General features: G+C 61.2%; 17 protein-coding genes. 9 read left to right on the forward strand and 8 right to left on the reverse strand.

Annotation, left to right across the window (positions count from 1 at the left end; genetic code table 11):
- Positions 1–55: 55 nt before the first annotated feature.
- Positions 56–613 (reverse strand): PAS domain-containing protein, encoded by a 558-nt coding sequence (locus tag AC1RLZ_RS01280; RefSeq protein WP_371424560.1) that lies wholly within the window; start codon positions 611–613, stop codon positions 56–58.
- Between the two features lie 579 nt (positions 614–1,192).
- Between AC1RLZ_RS01280 and AC1RLZ_RS01285 the strand changes: the two genes are divergently transcribed.
- Both AC1RLZ_RS01285 and AC1RLZ_RS01290 read left to right on the forward strand, forming a co-directional pair.
- Positions 1,193–1,975, forward strand: coding sequence for a rhomboid family intramembrane serine protease (locus AC1RLZ_RS01285; RefSeq protein ID WP_493187163.1), 783 nt, complete (start codon positions 1,193–1,195; stop codon positions 1,973–1,975).
- A gap of 236 nt (positions 1,976–2,211) precedes the next feature.
- Positions 2,212–2,640: a CBS domain-containing protein gene (locus AC1RLZ_RS01290; RefSeq protein ID WP_371424591.1), complete on the forward strand. Its 429-nt coding sequence runs from the start codon at positions 2,212–2,214 to the stop codon at positions 2,638–2,640.
- Between the two features lie 11 nt (positions 2,641–2,651).
- Here AC1RLZ_RS01290 and AC1RLZ_RS01295 read toward each other — a convergent pair whose 3' ends face one another.
- Positions 2,652–3,704 (reverse strand): patatin-like phospholipase family protein, encoded by a 1,053-nt coding sequence (locus tag AC1RLZ_RS01295; protein ID WP_493187164.1) that lies wholly within the window; start codon positions 3,702–3,704, stop codon positions 2,652–2,654.
- Positions 3,705–3,930: 226 nt separating this feature from the next.
- Here AC1RLZ_RS01295 and AC1RLZ_RS01300 point away from each other — a divergent pair, with 226 nt between their 5' ends.
- Together AC1RLZ_RS01300 and AC1RLZ_RS01305 are read left to right on the forward strand one after the other, a co-directional pair.
- Entirely contained in the window at positions 3,931–5,001 is a 1,071-nt protein-coding gene (locus tag AC1RLZ_RS01300) for an RgsD C-terminal domain-containing protein (RefSeq protein ID WP_493187165.1), read from the forward strand.
- Positions 5,002–5,239: 238 nt separating this feature from the next.
- On the forward strand, positions 5,240–7,708 hold the full coding sequence (locus AC1RLZ_RS01305) for a putative bifunctional diguanylate cyclase/phosphodiesterase (RefSeq protein ID WP_493187166.1): 2,469 nt from the start codon (positions 5,240–5,242) through the stop codon (positions 7,706–7,708).
- A gap of 7 nt (positions 7,709–7,715) precedes the next feature.
- On the opposite strand, the gene AC1RLZ_RS01310 is transcribed toward AC1RLZ_RS01305, so the two are convergent.
- The 3 genes from AC1RLZ_RS01310 to thrS form a co-directional block, all read right to left on the reverse strand.
- Positions 7,716–8,282 (reverse strand): nitroreductase family protein, encoded by a 567-nt coding sequence (locus AC1RLZ_RS01310; RefSeq protein ID WP_493187167.1) that lies wholly within the window; start codon positions 8,280–8,282, stop codon positions 7,716–7,718.
- Positions 8,283–8,405: 123 nt separating this feature from the next.
- Complete coding sequence (locus AC1RLZ_RS01315; protein ID WP_493187168.1) at positions 8,406–8,618, reverse strand: hypothetical protein; 213 nt, start codon at positions 8,616–8,618, stop codon at positions 8,406–8,408.
- 4 nt (positions 8,619–8,622) lie between these two features.
- Entirely contained in the window at positions 8,623–10,656 is a 2,034-nt protein-coding gene (thrS, locus tag AC1RLZ_RS01320) for a threonine--tRNA ligase (RefSeq protein ID WP_493187169.1), read from the reverse strand.
- 197 nt (positions 10,657–10,853) lie between these two features.
- Here thrS and AC1RLZ_RS01325 point away from each other — a divergent pair, with 197 nt between their 5' ends.
- Complete coding sequence (locus AC1RLZ_RS01325) at positions 10,854–11,978, forward strand: MFS transporter (RefSeq protein ID WP_493187517.1); 1,125 nt, start codon at positions 10,854–10,856, stop codon at positions 11,976–11,978.
- On the opposite strand, the gene AC1RLZ_RS01330 is transcribed toward AC1RLZ_RS01325, so the two are convergent.
- Positions 11,975–12,361, reverse strand: a complete 387-nt coding sequence (locus tag AC1RLZ_RS01330) for a hypothetical protein (protein WP_493187170.1) — start codon at positions 12,359–12,361, stop codon at positions 11,975–11,977. The genes AC1RLZ_RS01325 and AC1RLZ_RS01330 overlap by 4 nt on opposite strands.
- On the opposite strand from AC1RLZ_RS01330, the gene AC1RLZ_RS01335 reads away from it, so the two are divergent.
- Positions 12,347–12,871 (forward strand): DUF3574 domain-containing protein, encoded by a 525-nt coding sequence (locus AC1RLZ_RS01335; protein WP_493187171.1) that lies wholly within the window; start codon positions 12,347–12,349, stop codon positions 12,869–12,871. The genes AC1RLZ_RS01330 and AC1RLZ_RS01335 overlap by 15 nt on opposite strands.
- Here AC1RLZ_RS01335 and yidD read toward each other — a convergent pair.
- Positions 12,868–13,206 (reverse strand): membrane protein insertion efficiency factor YidD, encoded by a 339-nt coding sequence (gene yidD, locus AC1RLZ_RS01340; protein ID WP_493187172.1) that lies wholly within the window; start codon positions 13,204–13,206, stop codon positions 12,868–12,870. The genes AC1RLZ_RS01335 and yidD overlap by 4 nt on opposite strands.
- A gap of 235 nt (positions 13,207–13,441) precedes the next feature.
- On the opposite strand from yidD, the gene AC1RLZ_RS01345 reads away from it, so the two are divergent.
- Positions 13,442–14,365: a COG3904 family protein gene (locus tag AC1RLZ_RS01345; protein ID WP_493187173.1), complete on the forward strand. Its 924-nt coding sequence runs from the start codon at positions 13,442–13,444 to the stop codon at positions 14,363–14,365.
- An 11-nt stretch (positions 14,366–14,376) separates the two neighbouring features.
- Here the strand turns inward: AC1RLZ_RS01345 and AC1RLZ_RS01350 are convergent, their stop codons facing one another.
- A complete protein-coding gene (locus AC1RLZ_RS01350; RefSeq protein ID WP_493187174.1) occupies positions 14,377–14,841 on the reverse strand; it encodes an iron-sulfur cluster assembly scaffold protein in 465 nt (154 codons plus the stop codon).
- 263 nt (positions 14,842–15,104) lie between these two features.
- Between AC1RLZ_RS01350 and folE the strand changes: the two genes are divergently transcribed.
- Positions 15,105–15,827 carry a GTP cyclohydrolase I FolE gene (gene folE / locus AC1RLZ_RS01355; RefSeq protein ID WP_371424579.1) on the forward strand — a complete coding sequence of 241 codons (723 nt, stop codon included), beginning with the start codon at positions 15,105–15,107 and terminating at the stop codon, positions 15,825–15,827.
- 102 nt (positions 15,828–15,929) lie between these two features.
- Positions 15,930–16,370, forward strand: a complete 441-nt coding sequence (gene hisI / locus AC1RLZ_RS01360) for a phosphoribosyl-AMP cyclohydrolase (protein WP_493187175.1) — start codon at positions 15,930–15,932, stop codon at positions 16,368–16,370.
- Positions 16,371–16,383 lie beyond the last annotated feature (13 nt).

Here is a 16,383-nt window from a genome sequence, read left to right on the forward strand (position 1 = left end):
AGGTGGCGTGATTGTTCTGCGCGGCACTTAGAATGTGCGAAGCGCAGAAAGCTACTCAGCTCAGCCCTTCATAGACCATCAGGCCGCGGGCAGCCTGCAGCTTGCGCAGGGCGCGCGGCGCAAAGCGCTGCGGCTGGTGGGCGAGATAGCGGAAGGAAGTGAGCTGGAACGCACCGAGCCGGCCGCGGACCTCATACATGGGCGCCAGCAGACCGGTCAGGCTGATGGGCGCATGCGCGCGTGCCGCAAAGGGCAGCAATAGCAGTTCCAGATGCGCCTTCTGGCCGAATTCGGTCATTGCGGTCACGCCCGCGACGGCGACGAGCTGCTCCTCGGATACGACGGTGACCATGTCCCGGATCTCGTCACGGCATTCCGGTGCGAACAGTAACGGGAATGGCTGGTTTTTCAGGTCGCGCCCGAGCAGGGCACAAACTCTTGTGCCGGCCACGCGGAACGGGAATTCGACGGGCTTGTCATAGGACAGCACGAAGATGTCGCCGAGCAATTCGCGCACGGGACCGGGTTCCAGCTCGCTCCGGTCGGGAGCGCGCGCAAAACCACGCTTGTCGTCCCAATAGGCGAAAAACGCGCGGCTGGATGGATGTTTCATTCGCCTGATCCTGACCCGGCTTGCAGTGGATCGGGGACATTTCTGTCCCGAATCCATCCACTGCTCGCCGCTACATGTTGTGCAGATCAGTCATTGCAGCGTCCATGCCGAAGCCGCGTTTTCCACCGCGTTCGGGCGGGGTATCCGGCGTTAAGGTTAAGTTTACTATGATTTTAAGGATCTCATTAAGCATCCGGTTTCGGAGGGGGTGGGCGGTTCGCCGTTAACTCTAAGTTAAGCATGTGCTTGGCAACGCGGGGATTGCCGGTAGTCTCCTGCTCACTCCAGAGCGGAGCGGACTGTCTCCAGCAGTTCGTGACGCGCTTCGATAGACAGGTGGCTGAAAACAGAATTGGTCGTCACGCGGGGAGGGGTGGGGATGTCGGCTTGTCCGGCACACCGGGACATCCATTCGCGGGAAAAGATCAAAACGGACCGGGGGAGAGCCTTTCTCAGAGGCTCTCCCTTTTCTTTTGAAACGGGTTTGCTGTCCTGCGGCGATCCTGAGCTTGCACCGCACCGCCAAAGCCGCCTATCTGAAGCATCGCTCGCCAGAGCCGTTGACAGGCCTTTATCCCCTTGGACCCCTCGGATTCCCCCGTTCCCCAGCGTGAACCGATCCTGACCCTGCCGGGCGCATTGACCGCCTATGTCGGGCTTCTCGCGATCATTCACATCATTCGCATGTCGCTGCCGCTGGATCTGGAATACTGGACCATCGAGGTCTTCGGTTTCATTCCGAAGCGCTACGACCAGACCCTACTGTCGATGCCGTTTCCCGGCGGCAATGGCGCCAAGGTCTGGAGTTTCGTCACTTACTCCCTGTTGCACGCCAATCTCAGCCATATCGGTTTCAACGTGTTGTGGCTGCTGCCGTTCGGCAGCGCGCTGGCGCGGCGTTTCGGCACGGTCCGCTTCTTCATCTTCATGGCGGTGACGGCTGTGGCTGGCGCCGCTGCACATCTGGTCACCCATGAACACGCGCTTGGCCCGATGATCGGCGCCTCGGCTTCGGTCTCCGGCGCGATGGCCGCGGCCATCCGCTTTGCCTTCGTGCGCGGCAGTTTCCTGTCATTCAACCGCGGCGACGCCGATGAAGCGGCACGTGTGCCCGCTTTACCGTTGCTGCGTGCGCTACGCGATCCGCGCGTGATCGGATTTCTGGCGGTATGGTTCGGCGTCAACATCATCTTTGGCGTTGGCTCGATTGCGATCGGTGCGGAAGGGGCGAGCGTTGCATGGCAGGCGCATATCGGCGGCTTCTTCGCCGGTTTGCTGCTGTTCTCGCTGTTCGACCCCATTCCGCGGTTGCAGCGCACGGGTTCGCAGGCGTCGTCTCCCGACATCTCCGACCTGCATTGAGCGCGTACCGGCTTCTTGCGAGGCCGACGCATTTGATCCATCATTATGTATTCGACAGGTGACTTACGTGGGCAGGTTCGGCCTTGAAGCCGATCCGTTCCCGGCGTGAGCGGTGCGTCAGTTCGATCACCACATCTGAACGACTGTTGAAATGCGCTGCTACACTGCATCTGTCTGACGATCCAAGAATGAAAGATCGCGCCCGACAAAGGGCGTGGTCGACTCAGGAGGCGACAATGACGGTACGTGCAATTCTCGATTCCAAAGGCCACCAGATCATCAGCGTTTCGCCGAACGACAAGGTCTCGTCGGTGGTACAACTGCTGACAGAGCGAAAGATCGGCGCCGTGCTGGTGATGAGCCATCACAACATCGATGGTATCCTGTCCGAGCGTGATATCGTGCGGGTGATCGGAGAGCGCGGCGCCGCGGCGCTGGATGAAGACGTGAGCGCCGTGATGACGCGCAAGGTCATTGGCTGCAAACCGTCCGACACGGTCGGTGCAATTATGGAAAAGATGACGACCGGAAAATTCAGGCATCTGCCCGTTATTGAGGGCGAAAAGGTCGTTGGCCTGATTTCGATAGGTGACGTCGTCAAATTTCGTGTGCGCGAATTCGAACGCGAACAGGAAGCACTGCGCGAATATATCGCGACAGCCTGAAGCCGCTGCGCTCAGCCCTGCGAAGTGGTCGGCTTCTGTGCAACGACGGGCGCAGGTGAGTTGGCCACTTCGGGGGCGAGGATTTCGATCGCCTCTTGAATGGACTCGACGGCGCGTTCTGCGGCACGTGCGCCGAGTGTGATCATCTCTTCAGCGCGGTGGAAATCGAACCAGCCGATGCGGCCAACGCGTGGTGCGATCAGGAGATCCGGCGGATCGCCGGCAAGGCGTGCGCGGGTGATGCGATCCTGCATGATGTTGAAGGCATCGACCATCACCGTGGAGATGCCCGGTCGTCCGCCGCCGCCGAAGAATTCGCGCTTCATGGTGCGCTCGGCCGAGAAGAACTTGCTGAAACCGCGCTTTGGCTCCTCGACTTCGATGACGGTCTCGGCCACTTCCGGTCCCGTGCCATGGTCGAAAATCGTGGTCGAATGGCCAAACACGTCGTTGCTGAGATTGGCTGCGATGACGATCTCGGCGCCCAGCGCGCGCGCCGCCGATACCGGCACCGGATTGACCAGCGCGCCGTCGACCAGCCAGCGATCTCCGACCAGAACTGGCGAGAAGATCCCCGGCAGCGCATAGGACGCGCGCATCGCATCGACCAGGCGACCATGAGTCAGCCAGATTTCATGGCCGGTGCGAACCTCGGTGGCGACGCTGGCGAATTTCAGCGGGAGGTCTTCGATCAGCGTATGGCCCAGCGACGCTTCGAGCTGCGCGGCGAGCTTGTTGCCGCCAATCAGGCCAGAACCGTTCAGGCGGATGTCGAGATAGCTGAGAATATTGCGGGGCTGCAGGCCGCGGGCCCATTCCTCGAGCGTATCGAGATGGCCAGCAGCGTAGGATCCGCCAACTACGGCGCCGATCGACGTCCCCACCACGACGTTCGGGACGATGCCATGGGCAAGCAAAGTGCGCAGGATGCCGATATGGGCGAAACCGCGCGCCGCACCGCCGCCGAGCGCCAGACCAATGATCGGACGTCGAACGCTTCCCAAACCAGGCTTGTCGCGACCGTTCGCGCCATTCTGGCTGCGCCCCATCAGAATCTCCAGCACACAAAGCTCCTCGACGTCGCCGATATTAAATGCAGCAGCGCCATCATTCCAGACGGTAGCTAATTCATGATTTATGTCGCGTTTGCGAGGATTAGGCACCAAATGTGACTGCAGAACGACCCGTTATCGCACGATGCACCGGTTCCTGGGGGCCTCACGCGATTGTGGGTCTGGCGGCGGTACGGCCGCGTCAAGGCTTGAATTTGTCACGTTTTCAGTGAAAAGCATGACGATGATTGCATGGGGCCATGATTTGCGAACATCCGGCCGGAGTGGACGGCTGGCTATGGTGCTGGCCCTCGCTCTGCTGCAGGCTGTTGCCTTGCCCCGGAGCGCATCCGCGCAGTTCTTTTCGGACCGTCCGGCACCGGTTCCGCCGGGCTCGATCCCGGATGTCCCGTCGGGTCCGGCCATCAGCCTCGCGCCGCCGTCCGGTCCTGCTTCCACGCCCCTGTTGCCGGCGCCGCTGACGCAGCCGCCGGTTGCCAATGTCACTCCGCCTGTACCGTCGCCGGTCCAGGCTGCTCCAACAGGGCCCGCACAGGGCGTGCTGGCGCTGACGGCGCGCTATGGCAAGGATATGCCGGTCATCAATAGCGGGCTGGTCTGGCGGGTCTATTCGGATAGGCCGGACGAGACCGGTGCCTTCAAGCTGATCCGCGAGGATCGCGGCGCGACGCCCAACATCGTGCTGCCGCCGGGCAACTATGTGGTGCATGTGGCGCTCGGCCTGGTCAGCGCGGTGCGGCCTGTGACCGTCAAGTCCGATACCGATCGCGAAGCGTTTGTGCTGCCCGCCGGCGGATTGCGGATCGAGGGCCGCGTCGGCACCACAAAGATTCCGCAGAACCAGATCTCGTTCTCGATCTACAAGGGCAGCCAGTTCGAAGGCGGCGAGCGCACGCCGCTGCTGCCGAGCGTTCCTGCCGGCGATGTCGTGCTGCTGCAGGAAGGTACTTACTACATCATCTCGAATTACGGTGACGCCAATTCGGTGGTGCGCTCCGACATCCGCGTGCAGGCGAGCAAGCTTACCGACGTGACGATCACGCATCGCGCGGCGGTCATCACCATGAAGCTGGTAAGCGACAAGGGCGGCGAGGCCTTGGCCAACACCGCATGGTCGGTGATCACGCCGGCCGGCGACGTCATCAAGGAATCGATCGGCGCCTTCCCGCGCGTGACCCTTGCAGAAGGCGAATATCGCGCCATCGCCAAGAACGAAGGCAAGGTGTTCGAGCGCCCCTTCAACGTCGTGAACGGCGTCGACGGCGAGATCGAAGTCATCGCGCGCTAACTGCTGCTTGCCAGCTACTCAACAATCTTCCAGAGAAAAGATCTCGTTGCAGACAACACGCCTCAAACGCGAATGAATTGTCATGCGCTTGTCATGGTCCTGAATCGCCAACTAACCATCGTGCCAGTTTGTCGCGTCACAATGCGTCATTGCCGTCTACGGCCTCGGAACGTTTACATGACGTTAATCTCGGTAGCCCGATTAGCAAGTATCGCTACAGTGCTACGAAGGGGATGTCGTGACCGCGGCAAGACAGTTATCCGGAAGCCCGGATGTCAAATTGTTCGACGATATTCCCGCCTTGCAACGCAAATGGCGGGCAGCCGTTCGTCCCGGACAGATTCTGCCCGGCTATGAAGAAGTGATGCTCGGCAGTCTTGGGCGCATGGCCGATCACATCGTGCTGCTGAAGGTCGAGGGCGAGACGCTCGAAGTGTCACGCAGCGGCCGCTATGTGCAGCAGTGGCTGGGTGATGATCGCTGGGACATTCCGCTCGACGTGCTGGCGCCTGATTGCGTGCGTGCGCTAACGGAGGCCGCGAGCTGCGCGTTGCAGGCCCATCGGCCACATCTGATGGTGGCGCACTGCGTGCGTGACGGTCTCGTCCACACCTATGACATTCTGGCGCTGCCGACAGCGTCACGCTGGGGGGGGCGGTTGGTCGGCGTCTATGTCAACGAGCAGGGCACCCGCTACAATCTGGTCGATGCGATCTTCTCGTCGACGGACGAAGGCATCGTGTCGCTTGCGGCGATCCGGGATTCCGCAAGCCAGGCTTTTGACTTCCAGATCGTGCATCACAATCAGGGCGCTTCGCGCCTGTTGAAAGTATCACCCGCCGACCTTCAGTGGCGCAGGCTGAACGAAGGCGGCCATGCGCTGTCGTTGCCAAGCGTGACGAAATGGCTGCTGTCCATGATCGCCAATGGTCAGAGCGGTCAGCTCGAGATCGACAGTGATGATCGCAACCTTCGGCTCAGCGCGACGGCCTTCGGCGATCTCGTGTCCCTCACGGTCTCCGATGTCACCGACATCAAGCGCCGCGAAGCCTCGTTCCGGCTGCTGTTTGACAGCAATCCGATGCCGATGTGGGTGTTCGATGCGGAGACGATGGAGTTTCTCAGCGTCAATGACGCGGCTGTCGCGCATTACGGATACGACCGCGCCACCTTCCTGCGCATGCAGCTCAAGGAAATCTGGCCGCGCGACGAGTGGGAGATTCACACGCGTGCGCTGATGCAGCTCGGAGATATCTATCAGTCGGATCGCAACTGGCGTCACCTGAAGGCTGACGGAAGCGAGATCGAGGTGCTGACCTATGGCCGTCGCGTGATGTTCGAAGGCCGCGATGGCTTCCTCGTGGCTGTCGTCGATATCACCGAACGTCGCAAGGCCGAAGCGCGCGTGGCGCATATGGCGCATCACGATGCCCTGACGGATTTGCCGAATCGTGTTTTTTATCAGGAGCGTCTGGCCCAGGCGCTCGATCACGACGATCAGAGCAAGCATGTCGCGGTGCTGTGCATCGATCTCGACCTGTTCAAGAATGTAAATGATTCCTTCGGCCATCCGATGGGCGACCGGCTGCTGAAAATGGTCGCGACACGAATGCGTGCCGAGGTGCGCGGCAACAATCTCGCGGCGCGGCTCGGCGGCGACGAATTCGCTGTGGTGCTGGCTGCCGATATCACGCCCAATGAAGCCAATGATTTTGCTGCACGGCTCATTGAGATCATCAGCGCCCCCTATGACATGAACGGCGTCGAGGTCGTGATCGGCGCCAGCATCGGTATCGCCATGTCACCGGGCGATGGCGATACCAGCGAAGAGCTGATGCGCAATGCCGATATGGCACTGTATCGGGCCAAGTCCGAAGGCGGCGGTGTGCATCGCTTCTTCGAGCGCGAGATGGATCGCCAGGCGCAGAAGCGCCGCGACATGGAGCTCGATCTGCGCAGCGCTTTCGCCGATGGCGACTTTGAATTGCACTACCAGCCGTTGGTCGACCTTGCCGCTGATCGCATCACCGGATTCGAAGCGCTGCTGCGCTGGAAACATCCCGACAAGGGTATGATCTCGCCAGCGGATTTCATTCCAGTGGCTGAGGATATCGGCCTCATCGTCGCGCTGGGGGAGTGGGTATTGCGCAAAGCCTGTGCTGAAGCAGCCAAGTGGCCGGACAATATCAAGGTGGCGGTCAATCTATCGCCGGTGCAATTCCGCAGCCGCAATCTGGTGCAGGTCGTGGTGGCGGCGCTGGCCTATTCCGGCCTGTCGCCGCATCGTCTTGAGCTGGAAATCACCGAGTCGGTGTTTCTCGCCGAAACTGAAGCCAACCTGGCCATCTTGCATCAGCTGCGCGCGCTGGGCGTCCGCATCTCCATGGATGATTTTGGCACCGGCTATTCGAGTCTGAGTTATCTCCGCAGTTTCCCGTTCGACAAGATCAAGATTGATCGGTCGTTCGTGAAGGACCTGATCGAACGGCCGGATTGTGTCGCCATCGTGCGCGCAATCTCCGGGCTCGGTCGCAGCATGAACATCACGACAACGGCCGAGGGTGTCGAGACGATCGATCAGCTCGACTGGCTGCGCGCGGAAGGTTGCAATGAGGTGCAGGGCTTTCTGTTCAGCCCCGCAAAGCCCGCGTCGGAAATCGAGAGCCTGCTGCGCCGGTTTGGCAGCCAGGCGTCCCAGGCCGCATAACTGGAGCTCAGAAGCGCGTCACAAGATCCTTGAGCTCGGGACGCGGTCGGTCCTGGATCACCCTGTCGGGCTTGCCGCCAATATGAATGAAGCCCGCCAGTCTTTCATTGGCGGCGAGGCCGAGGCCTTCGAGCACGTCGCGGTCATAGGCCATCCAGCCGGTCAGCCAGTTGGCGCCATAGCCCATCGCAGTGGCGGTTGACACAATATTCATGCAGCTCGCGCCTGCGGACAGTTCCTGCTCCCATGGCGGAATCTTCGGATGCGGCTTGATGATGCTCACCACGCCGATCACCAGCGGCGCTTCCGTCAGTTTGTGTTTCTGTGCCTCGATATCCTCGACCGGTGCATCGGGATTCTTCCGTGCGAACACGGTGGCGATGAGGTTGCCGGCGCGCTTGCGGGCGTCGCCCTCGAAAATGATGAAGCGCCATGGCGCCAGCTTGCCGTGGTCCGGCACGCGCGCGCCGATGGTCAGGATGGTCTCAAGCTCGGCGGAGGAGGGACCGGGGCCTGACATCTCGCGCGGCTTGACGGAGCGGCGGGTCTTCAGGAAATCGATGATGTCGGGCACGGGCAGTTCTCACAGATGAGGATGCGTAGAATTTGCAGGATTTAATGACCGCTTACCACGCGAAAAGGCCCGCCACGAGGCGGGCCCTGCTCATTTAGACGGATTATGATCGCGCGCATCCGCTTAGCTGACCGTTTTGTGCTCCGGCATCTTCGCAGCACGGTCCAGCAGATCGCGGCCCAGATCCTCCAGCACGGCCCGCGAGGCCAGATAGAGGCTATGGCCGCGCTCCGTTTCGAATGCCAGCGCGACCACGTCCGGCCGGTTCGGATCCGGGATCAACTGATAGGATCGGAGCGGATAGGCCTCGATCTCAATCTCCTCATCGTCGCTCATCGGGTCAGGCCTCCGCCCGCGCTCGCTTCACGTCCGGCGGCGTCGCCTCGTCGACCAGTGCGGCGAGCGCTTCCTCGAGCGAGCTTACCTTCTGGCCATCGCTGCCGAGACGACGCACCGAGACCTGACCGGTTTCGGCTTCCTTCTTGCCGACGACGAGCAGAGCAGGGATCTTGGCCAGTGAGTGTTCGCGGACCTTGTAGTTGATCTTCTCGTTGCGCAGATCGATCTCGACGCGGAGGCCAGCCTTGCGCGCGGCCGCGGCGACGACCTTGGCGTATTCATCGCCTTCCGAGGTGATCGTGGTGACCACCACCTGCACCGGCGACAGCCAGAGCGGGAAGTTGCCGGCGAAGTGCTCGATCAAAATGCCGATGAAACGCTCCATCGAGCCGCAGATCGCGCGATGCACCATCACCGGTGCCTTCTTCGATCCATCTGCATCGATATAGAACGCTCCGAAGCGTTCCGGCAGGTTGAAGTCGACCTGTGTGGTGCCGCACTGCCAGTCGCGTCCGATGGCATCGCGCAGCACATATTCGAACTTCGGTCCGTAGAATGCGCCTTCCCCCGGGCTGATCTCGGTCTTGATGCGACCGCCGGACTGGCTCTCGATCACCGACAGCACGGTGGCCATCACGCGCTCGGCGTGATCCCACATCTCATCGGTGCCGACACGCTTATCCGGCCGCGTCGAGAGTTTGACGACGATGTCGCCAAAGTCGAAGTCCGAATAGGTCGAGAGAATCAGGTCGTTGATCTTCAGGCATTCGTCAGCGAGCTGTTGCTCGGTGCAGAACACATGCGCGTCGTCCTGGGTGAAGCCGCGCACGCGCATCAGGCCGTGCATGGCGCCCGATGGTTCATAGCGATGCACCACGCCGAATTCGGCGAGGCGCAGCGGCAGGTCGCGGTAGCTCTTCAGGCCATGCTTGAAGATCTGCACGTGGCCCGGGCAGTTCATCGGCTTCAGCGCGAACCAGCGCTTGTCCTCGGCTTCGTCGCCGGCGGACTGCGCCGCGAACATGTTCTCGCGGTACCACTCCCAATGACCGGAGGTCTCCCACAACACCTTGTCGAGGATCTGCGGCGCATTGACTTCGCTGTAGTCGCCATTGAGACGACGACGCATATAGGCGATCAGCGCCTGGAAGATGGTCCAGCCCTTGGGGTGCCAGAACACGACGCCCGGACCTTCTTCCTGGAAGTGGAAGAGGTCGAGTTCGCGGCCCAGCTTGCGGTGGTCGCGCTTCTCGGCTTCCTCGATCTGCTTGAGATAAGCATCGAGGTCCTCCTGCTTGGCGAAGGCGGTGCCGTAGATGCGCGTCAGCATCGGATTGTCGCTGTCGCCGCGCCAATAGGCGCCGGCCACCTTCATCAGCTTGAACGCGTTGCCGACCTTGCCGGTCGAGGTCATGTGCGGACCGCGGCAAAGATCAAACCAGTCGCCCTGGTAATAGATCTTGATCGGCTCGTTGCCGGGAATGGCGTCGACCAGTTCGACCTTGAAGGCTTCGCCCTTGTCGCGGAACACCTGCTTTGTCTTCTCGCGGTCCCAGACGTCCTTGGTGAAGGGTTTGTCGCGCGCGATGATCTCGCGCATCTTCTTCTCGATTGCGCCGAAGTCCTCGGGCGTGAACGGCTCTTCGCGGAAGAAGTCGTAATAGAATCCGTTCTCGATGACGGGGCCGATGGTCACTTGCGTCGTCGGCCACAGCGCCTGCACGGCTTCGGCGAGCACGTGGGCGGCGTCGTGCCGGATCAGCTCGAGCGCGCGCGGGTCGTCGCGGTTGATGAAATCGATCTTGGCATCGGCCTCGATCGGATCGTTCAGATCGGTGACGGTGCCGTCCAGCCCCATGGCGACGGTGCGCTTGGCCAGCGACGGCGAGATGCCCTTGGCGATCTCAAAGCCTGTCGTGCCCTTGGCGAATTCACGCTTGGCGCCGTCCGGGAAAGTGACGGTGATGTTGTTGGTTTCGGCGGGGGTGAGGTTGGCGAGGCCGAACTTGAATCCCGACCCTTCATTCTCTGTCATGTCTTCTCTCCTGTGGCTCACTCCTGCACACGGGCGCAGGTAAGCGGACGAGCGGTATAGCAGCCGATTCGGGCGTTGCAACACCAGTCTGGCTGACCGGATTTGCATGCCTGGCGGGCAGGTTTGACTTGCATGCAATTGCATTCATAAGATGCGACATCTTGACAGTCGCGCGCCCTTACGCCCCCACCGCACTCATGATCGGCAATTTCGTCACCGGTATTGGCCTGTTGGCGCCGACGGCGATGCTCGGCGAGTTGTCGGCGGGCCTGGGTGTCACCATCCGTGAAGCGGGGCTTTTGATCACCTTCGGCGCGGTCATGTTGTGTATCTGCTCGCCCCTGATGTCGTGGCTGACCAGTCGGATGGAGCGGCGACACCTGCTGCTGGGCGTGATCGCGGTGGTGGCAGTGGCCAATCTCGCATCGGCATTCGCGCCGAACTACGCGGCACTGCTGGTGATCCGCCTGGTGATGTGCATTGCGGCGGCCCCCTACACACCGCAAGCCGCCGGCACTGTCGGAATGCTGGTGTCTCCAGACAAGCGTGGCAGCAGCGTCGCCTATGTCTTTCTTGGCTGGACGCTGGCGGCTGCAGTCGGTCTGCCGCTGGTGACCTTTATTGCCAGCCGCTACGGCTGGCGTGAGGTTTATGCATGCGTCGGTGTGATGAGCTGCCTGAGCTTTGTGCTGCTGGCGTGGCGACTGCCACGCGGGCTGTTCGGCGTGCCGGTCGATCTCAGCACCTGGTCTTCGTTGGCGCGCAACCGTCTGGTCGTGCTGCTGCTGATTATCACCACGCTGCAGATTTCCGGGCAATTCGCGATCTTCACATTCATGGCTCCGCTGCTCGAGCGGCTCGCCGGAGCAGGCCACGATGCGGCCGCGTTCGTCTTCGCGATCTATGGCGTCTGCGGCTTCCTCGGCATCATGACCGCGACGCGGATCGTCGATGGCTGGGGCGCGCTCAATACGTCGATCCTGTCCACGTCGCTGGTGCTTGCTGGCATGACGGTGTGGGGTTTCGGCGCCGGCCTGCTGCCGGTGATGGCGCTCGGCGTTGCGATCTGGGGGCTCGGCTTCGGTGCCATCACCTCGATGCAGCAGGTGCGGCTGATTGGAGCCGCGCCGTCGGCCGGAGCGGCGTCGGTCTCGCTTAATACGTCGATGCTCTATGTCGGCCAGGCGATCGGATCGGGCATCGGAGGCGCGCTGTTCGCCGGCGGATACTTCCACGCTTCGGGGTTTGTCGCGATGGGTTTCCTGACGATGGCACTGGTGGCCATCGTGTTCAGTCGTAGAATGTCCGGACGCGTCGCTTAGTCGCAGATGCGGGTCAGTTGCGCCTTGAACGGCACGCCGGGCAATTGCAGCGCGCTGCCTTCGAAATCGAGCAGGTCGCCATTGACGCGGCCGGTCAATGCCAGCGTGACACCTTCAAAGCCGAACACCGACTTGAGGCTCTGATCCGGGTTGTATCGTTTTGATGACACCTTGACGGAGATGGTCTCGCCTCTGTTTTGATAGTTGCCCATGAAGGCGAAAGCGGAATTTCCACCGCGCAGCTTTCCGCCGGTTGCATAGACAACGCCGGTCCCTGTGCCATGAATAGTGTGAAAATGTACTTCGTATAGGCCGTCTTCCACCTGCGTGCCCCGAGCAATGATGTTGAGTGAAGATGAATTGGCGAGATGAAGTGGCCGCACCCTATGGTATCAAATGTTGTTCAACAATCCCGCCGGCAGGCATTTCGTAAAAATAGCTCTGATAATTTGAGGTTCGGTGTGCTGCGACATGTCCGCCAACTGTTTTTTGCATGCGTTGCTGCACTAACGATCAGCACGCTGATGAGCGGCTGTGCATTGCTGCCGCAAGTGTGCCTTCCGCCGTCGCGCATGATGGCTTCTGCGGAGATGATTTTCGGCCGCAACATTGGCGATCGACCTGGTATCAGCGAATCTGCATTTTCAAATTTCGTCGCGAGGGAAATCACGCCCCGCTTTCCCGATGGTCTTACTGTCATCAATGGAGACGGGCAGTGGCGCGATGGCGCGCGCAACGTTGATGTCCGGGAGCGTGCAAAGGTCGTTCTGATCACTTTCGGCGACGACGCACGGAAACGCGCCGATCTCGTTGCCGTCGCGGAAAGCTATAAGCGGCAGTTCGGTCAGCAGTCCGTGCTCACAAAGGTCAGCAGTGTCTGCGCCAGCTTCTAGTTTGCGCCGTCATTGACGCCGCGCCAGCGTGCGTAGCGCCAGGGTGCGTACCAACGCGCATCGGGCGACAGCTTGGCCGGCACGTTGTCGATACCCGAAGTGCCCCATGGCTGGCAGCGGAGCAGCCGCGCCAGCGTCATCCAGCTACCGGCCCACAATCCGTAGCGTTCTATCGCTTCGTCGCCATAGACCGAGCAAGTCGGGAGGTGACGGCAATTGTATCCGACCAGTGGCGACAGCGTGTGACGGTATATCCAGATCATGCCGCGACCGGCATTGCGTGGCAGCCGCTGAATAGTACCGGCGCAGTTCGGGCACATGGATGAATGTTTCATGGTCGATTGCTATCAGATCAGCCGGGTTTTGCTCGGTTCCTTTGCATGGAACCCGCCTACTTATGCATCAGGGACACACCTGCCAATTTATCGCATGCAGTGCAGCAAAAGTAACTGGACGCCGCGGCGAAGCCCGTTAGGTTTTCAGTTGACGCCCGTGTGACAGAATCATGAGCGTTGTTTGGTGCCGTTGCCATTGCTCATGAGAGTGCGGGAAGGAACGGACTTGGGACGTATGAGGTCGCTTCGATCAGGCAGTTCGGCGCTGTTTCGCGTCGCGACGCTTTGCATCGTTCTCGTGAGCTTCTCGTCCGGGTTGCTGGCGTCTGTCACGTCCTCTGCCCAAGCTGCAGCTGTTCTCGAAGAACGCAAACTCCCGATGCGCTTCACCTGGATCGCCTGCGAGCCGAATTGCCGCGGCTGGATCGGGGCGGTTGGCATCGTGACAAGCGACACCGTCAAGGACTTCGATGAATTCGCCAAGACCCGCGACCTGACTGGCGCCACTGTTGTGCTGGATTCCAGCGGCGGCTCGGTCAATGACGCCATCACCATGGGCCGGCGGTGGCGCAAGCTCGGTTTGCGCACCACCGTCGGAATCACGATCGACCTGCAATCGTCCTCCGGCGTGATGAAATCCGCAGTGCTGCCGCAGGCCTATTGCGAATCCATGTGCGTGTTCCTGCTGCTGGCGGGTGACACCCGCTATGTGCCCGAGGAATCCCATGTGCGCGTCCATCAGATCTGGATGGGCGACCGCGCCGACGATCCGAAGGCTGCAAGCTATACGGCGAACGATCTGGTGATCGTCGAGCGGGATATCGGCCGTCTCGCCAAATACACCTTCGATATGGGAGGCACGGGCGATCTCTTGTCATTGTCGCTCAGCGTGCCGCCATGGGATGATCTGCATCGGCTTACGGAAACCGAATTGAAGCTGACCAATCTGGTCACCACTCATAGTGTGGCCGATGTGTTACCGGTGTCGCGCGAGCAGGAGACCCCGGTCGCGTCGCTGGTGCCGAAGTCGGTACAGGATCGTTTCGTGAGCGGGCCGGAAAACGAAAACACCCCGGTCGCGTCTTCGACGAAGTCGACCAAGACGGCCGAGGCCTCGACGCCGACCGGCGGCGTCGTATCGGCACCGTCAGGGAAATAGCCGCACTGGCGTTACGCCGGCGTCGGCTGGCTGGCTCCGGCGTTTGACTTGGCCTCGATCTGCCCGATGGCATCCACGACCGCGTCGAATGTGAGCAGCGTCGAGGCGTGGCGCGCCTTGTAGTCGCGTACGGGTTCGAGCAGGGCGATATCTGCCCATTTTTCGTCCGATGGTGGTGCGCCATTTTCCTTCAGCATCTTGCGCACGGTCTCGCGCAGCGCCCGCAATTCCTCGGCTGTCGAGCCGACTACATGGCTCGCCATGATCGACGACGAGGCCTGGCCAAGGGCGCAGGCCTTCACGTCGTGGGCGAAGTCGGTGACCACGTCGCCATCCATGGCAAGGTCGATCTTCACGGTCGATCCGCACAGCTTGGAATGGGCGGTGGCTGACGCATCGGGGGCAGGGAGGCGGCCCAGCCGGGGAATGTTACCGGCGAGCTCGATGATGCGCTTGTTATAGATGTCGTTCAGCATCTGATTCGGACCTTAACTGTGCCCTCAAGCGCCCGGATCATGCCCTTGGCGCTCGTGGACCTGGGCCCTATATAGGATGAGTGCCCGGGCAAGAGAATGCCGGGCATTCCCCAGATCGCCGGAATTTGAGAATTCAGTTCGGCGGCCTTGGTGTTATTGTCGCTCGACGAACTTATTGACGGACTCAGGCGTCCGGCGGCCCGGCCGCCCCGTCTGCCCGGTGACACTCCGGCCTCCCATGGGGCCGGTCGAACGGAGTAAAGATGGACGCAGTGATCAAGCCGCTTCGCGGCAAATCCCCGGATGGCAAATCTTCCGAAATCAGATCTGCCGACAGCAAAGTACAGGAATTCCGGCCGGCGGAGCTCGATCCCGCCGAGTTTCTGGCCGCCGCCGTACATCCCGACCAGCCGCGCCCCTCGCGCGCCGAGGCTGAGCAGGCCGTGCAGACCTTGCTGGCCTATATCGGTGAGGATCCGCAGCGCGAAGGCCTCATGGACACTCCGCGGCGCGTAGTCGAGGCCTATGACGAGCTGTTCCAGGGCTATCTTCAGTGCCCGGCCGAGGTCCTGAACCGGACCTTCGGCGAGACCGCCGGTTATGATGATTTCGTGCTGATCCGCGACATGGCCTTCGTCTCCCATTGCGAGCATCACATGATGCCGTTCTACGGCAAGGCGCATATTGCCTATACGCCGGTGGAACGCGTCGTCGGTCTCTCCAAGCTGGCGCGTCTCGTGGATATCTTCGGCCATCGGCTGCAGACCCAGGAGCATCTGACCGCGCAGCTTGCTGCCGCGGTCGATGAAGTGCTGAAGCCGCGCGGCGTTGCGGTGATGGTTGAGGCCGAGCACACCTGCATGTCGGCCCGGGGCATCCGCAAGGAAGGCTCGCGCACTTTCACGACCCGTTTCACTGGCAATTTCCGCGACAATCCGGCCGAGCAGGCGCGGTTCATGTCGATGATCCAGTCCATGTCCCGTTAATATCATGTCGCCCTGATCGCGCGACGATCGCTATTTGCTGCTAGAGTGTCGGGCGCATCATGCGCCCGATTTTCGTTTGACGATCACAGCGAGAGATTTTCCGTGTCCAACACATCGCACGCGCACAGCCATGACCTCGAAGAAGGCCTCGCGCTCACGCCGAAATTCGACGCCGCCGGTCTCGTCACCGTCGTGACCACCGACGTGGCGAATGGCGACGTGCTGATGGTGGCGCATATGAATGAAGAGGCGCTACGCAACACCATCGAAACCGGCGATGCCTGGTATTACAGCCGTTCGCGCAAGGCGCTATGGCGCAAGGGCGAGAGCTCGGGCAAGACCCAGCGCGTGGTCGAGATGCGGATGGATTGCGACCAGGATGCAATCTGGATCAAGGTCGAACAGATCGGCGGAGCCGCCTGCCACACTGGCCGTCGCTCGTGCTTCTACCGCGCGATCACCAAGGGCGAGGGCGGGGCGGCGAAGCTTTCGTTCATCGATGCGGACAAGGTGTTCGATCCAGCGTCGGTCTACGGAAGCTGAACTGCCTCTGATC

This window comes from Tardiphaga sp. GW822-FHT04G09 (genome assembly GCF_058800725.1).

Coding starts and splice junctions, on each gene's coding strand:
- AC1RLZ_RS01300 (WP_493187165.1), top strand. CDS start 3,931: ATGACGATGATTGCATGGGGCCATGATTTGCGAACATCCGGCCGGAGT.
- AC1RLZ_RS01325 (WP_493187517.1), top strand. CDS start 10,854: ATGATCGGCAATTTCGTCACCGGTATTGGCCTGTTGGCGCCGACGGCG.
- thrS (WP_493187169.1), bottom strand. CDS start 10,656: ATGACAGAGAATGAAGGGTCGGGATTCAAGTTCGGCCTCGCCAACCTC.
- AC1RLZ_RS01290 (WP_371424591.1), top strand. CDS start 2,212: ATGACGGTACGTGCAATTCTCGATTCCAAAGGCCACCAGATCATCAGC.
- AC1RLZ_RS01335 (WP_493187171.1), top strand. CDS start 12,347: ATGAAGTGGCCGCACCCTATGGTATCAAATGTTGTTCAACAATCCCGC.
- AC1RLZ_RS01315 (WP_493187168.1), bottom strand. CDS start 8,618: ATGAGCGACGATGAGGAGATTGAGATCGAGGCCTATCCGCTCCGATCC.
- AC1RLZ_RS01345 (WP_493187173.1), top strand. CDS start 13,442: ATGAGGTCGCTTCGATCAGGCAGTTCGGCGCTGTTTCGCGTCGCGACG.
- folE (WP_371424579.1), top strand. CDS start 15,105: ATGGACGCAGTGATCAAGCCGCTTCGCGGCAAATCCCCGGATGGCAAA.
- AC1RLZ_RS01350 (WP_493187174.1), bottom strand. CDS start 14,841: ATGCTGAACGACATCTATAACAAGCGCATCATCGAGCTCGCCGGTAAC.
- AC1RLZ_RS01280 (WP_371424560.1), bottom strand. CDS start 613: ATGAAACATCCATCCAGCCGCGCGTTTTTCGCCTATTGGGACGACAAG.
- yidD (WP_493187172.1), bottom strand. CDS start 13,206: ATGAAACATTCATCCATGTGCCCGAACTGCGCCGGTACTATTCAGCGG.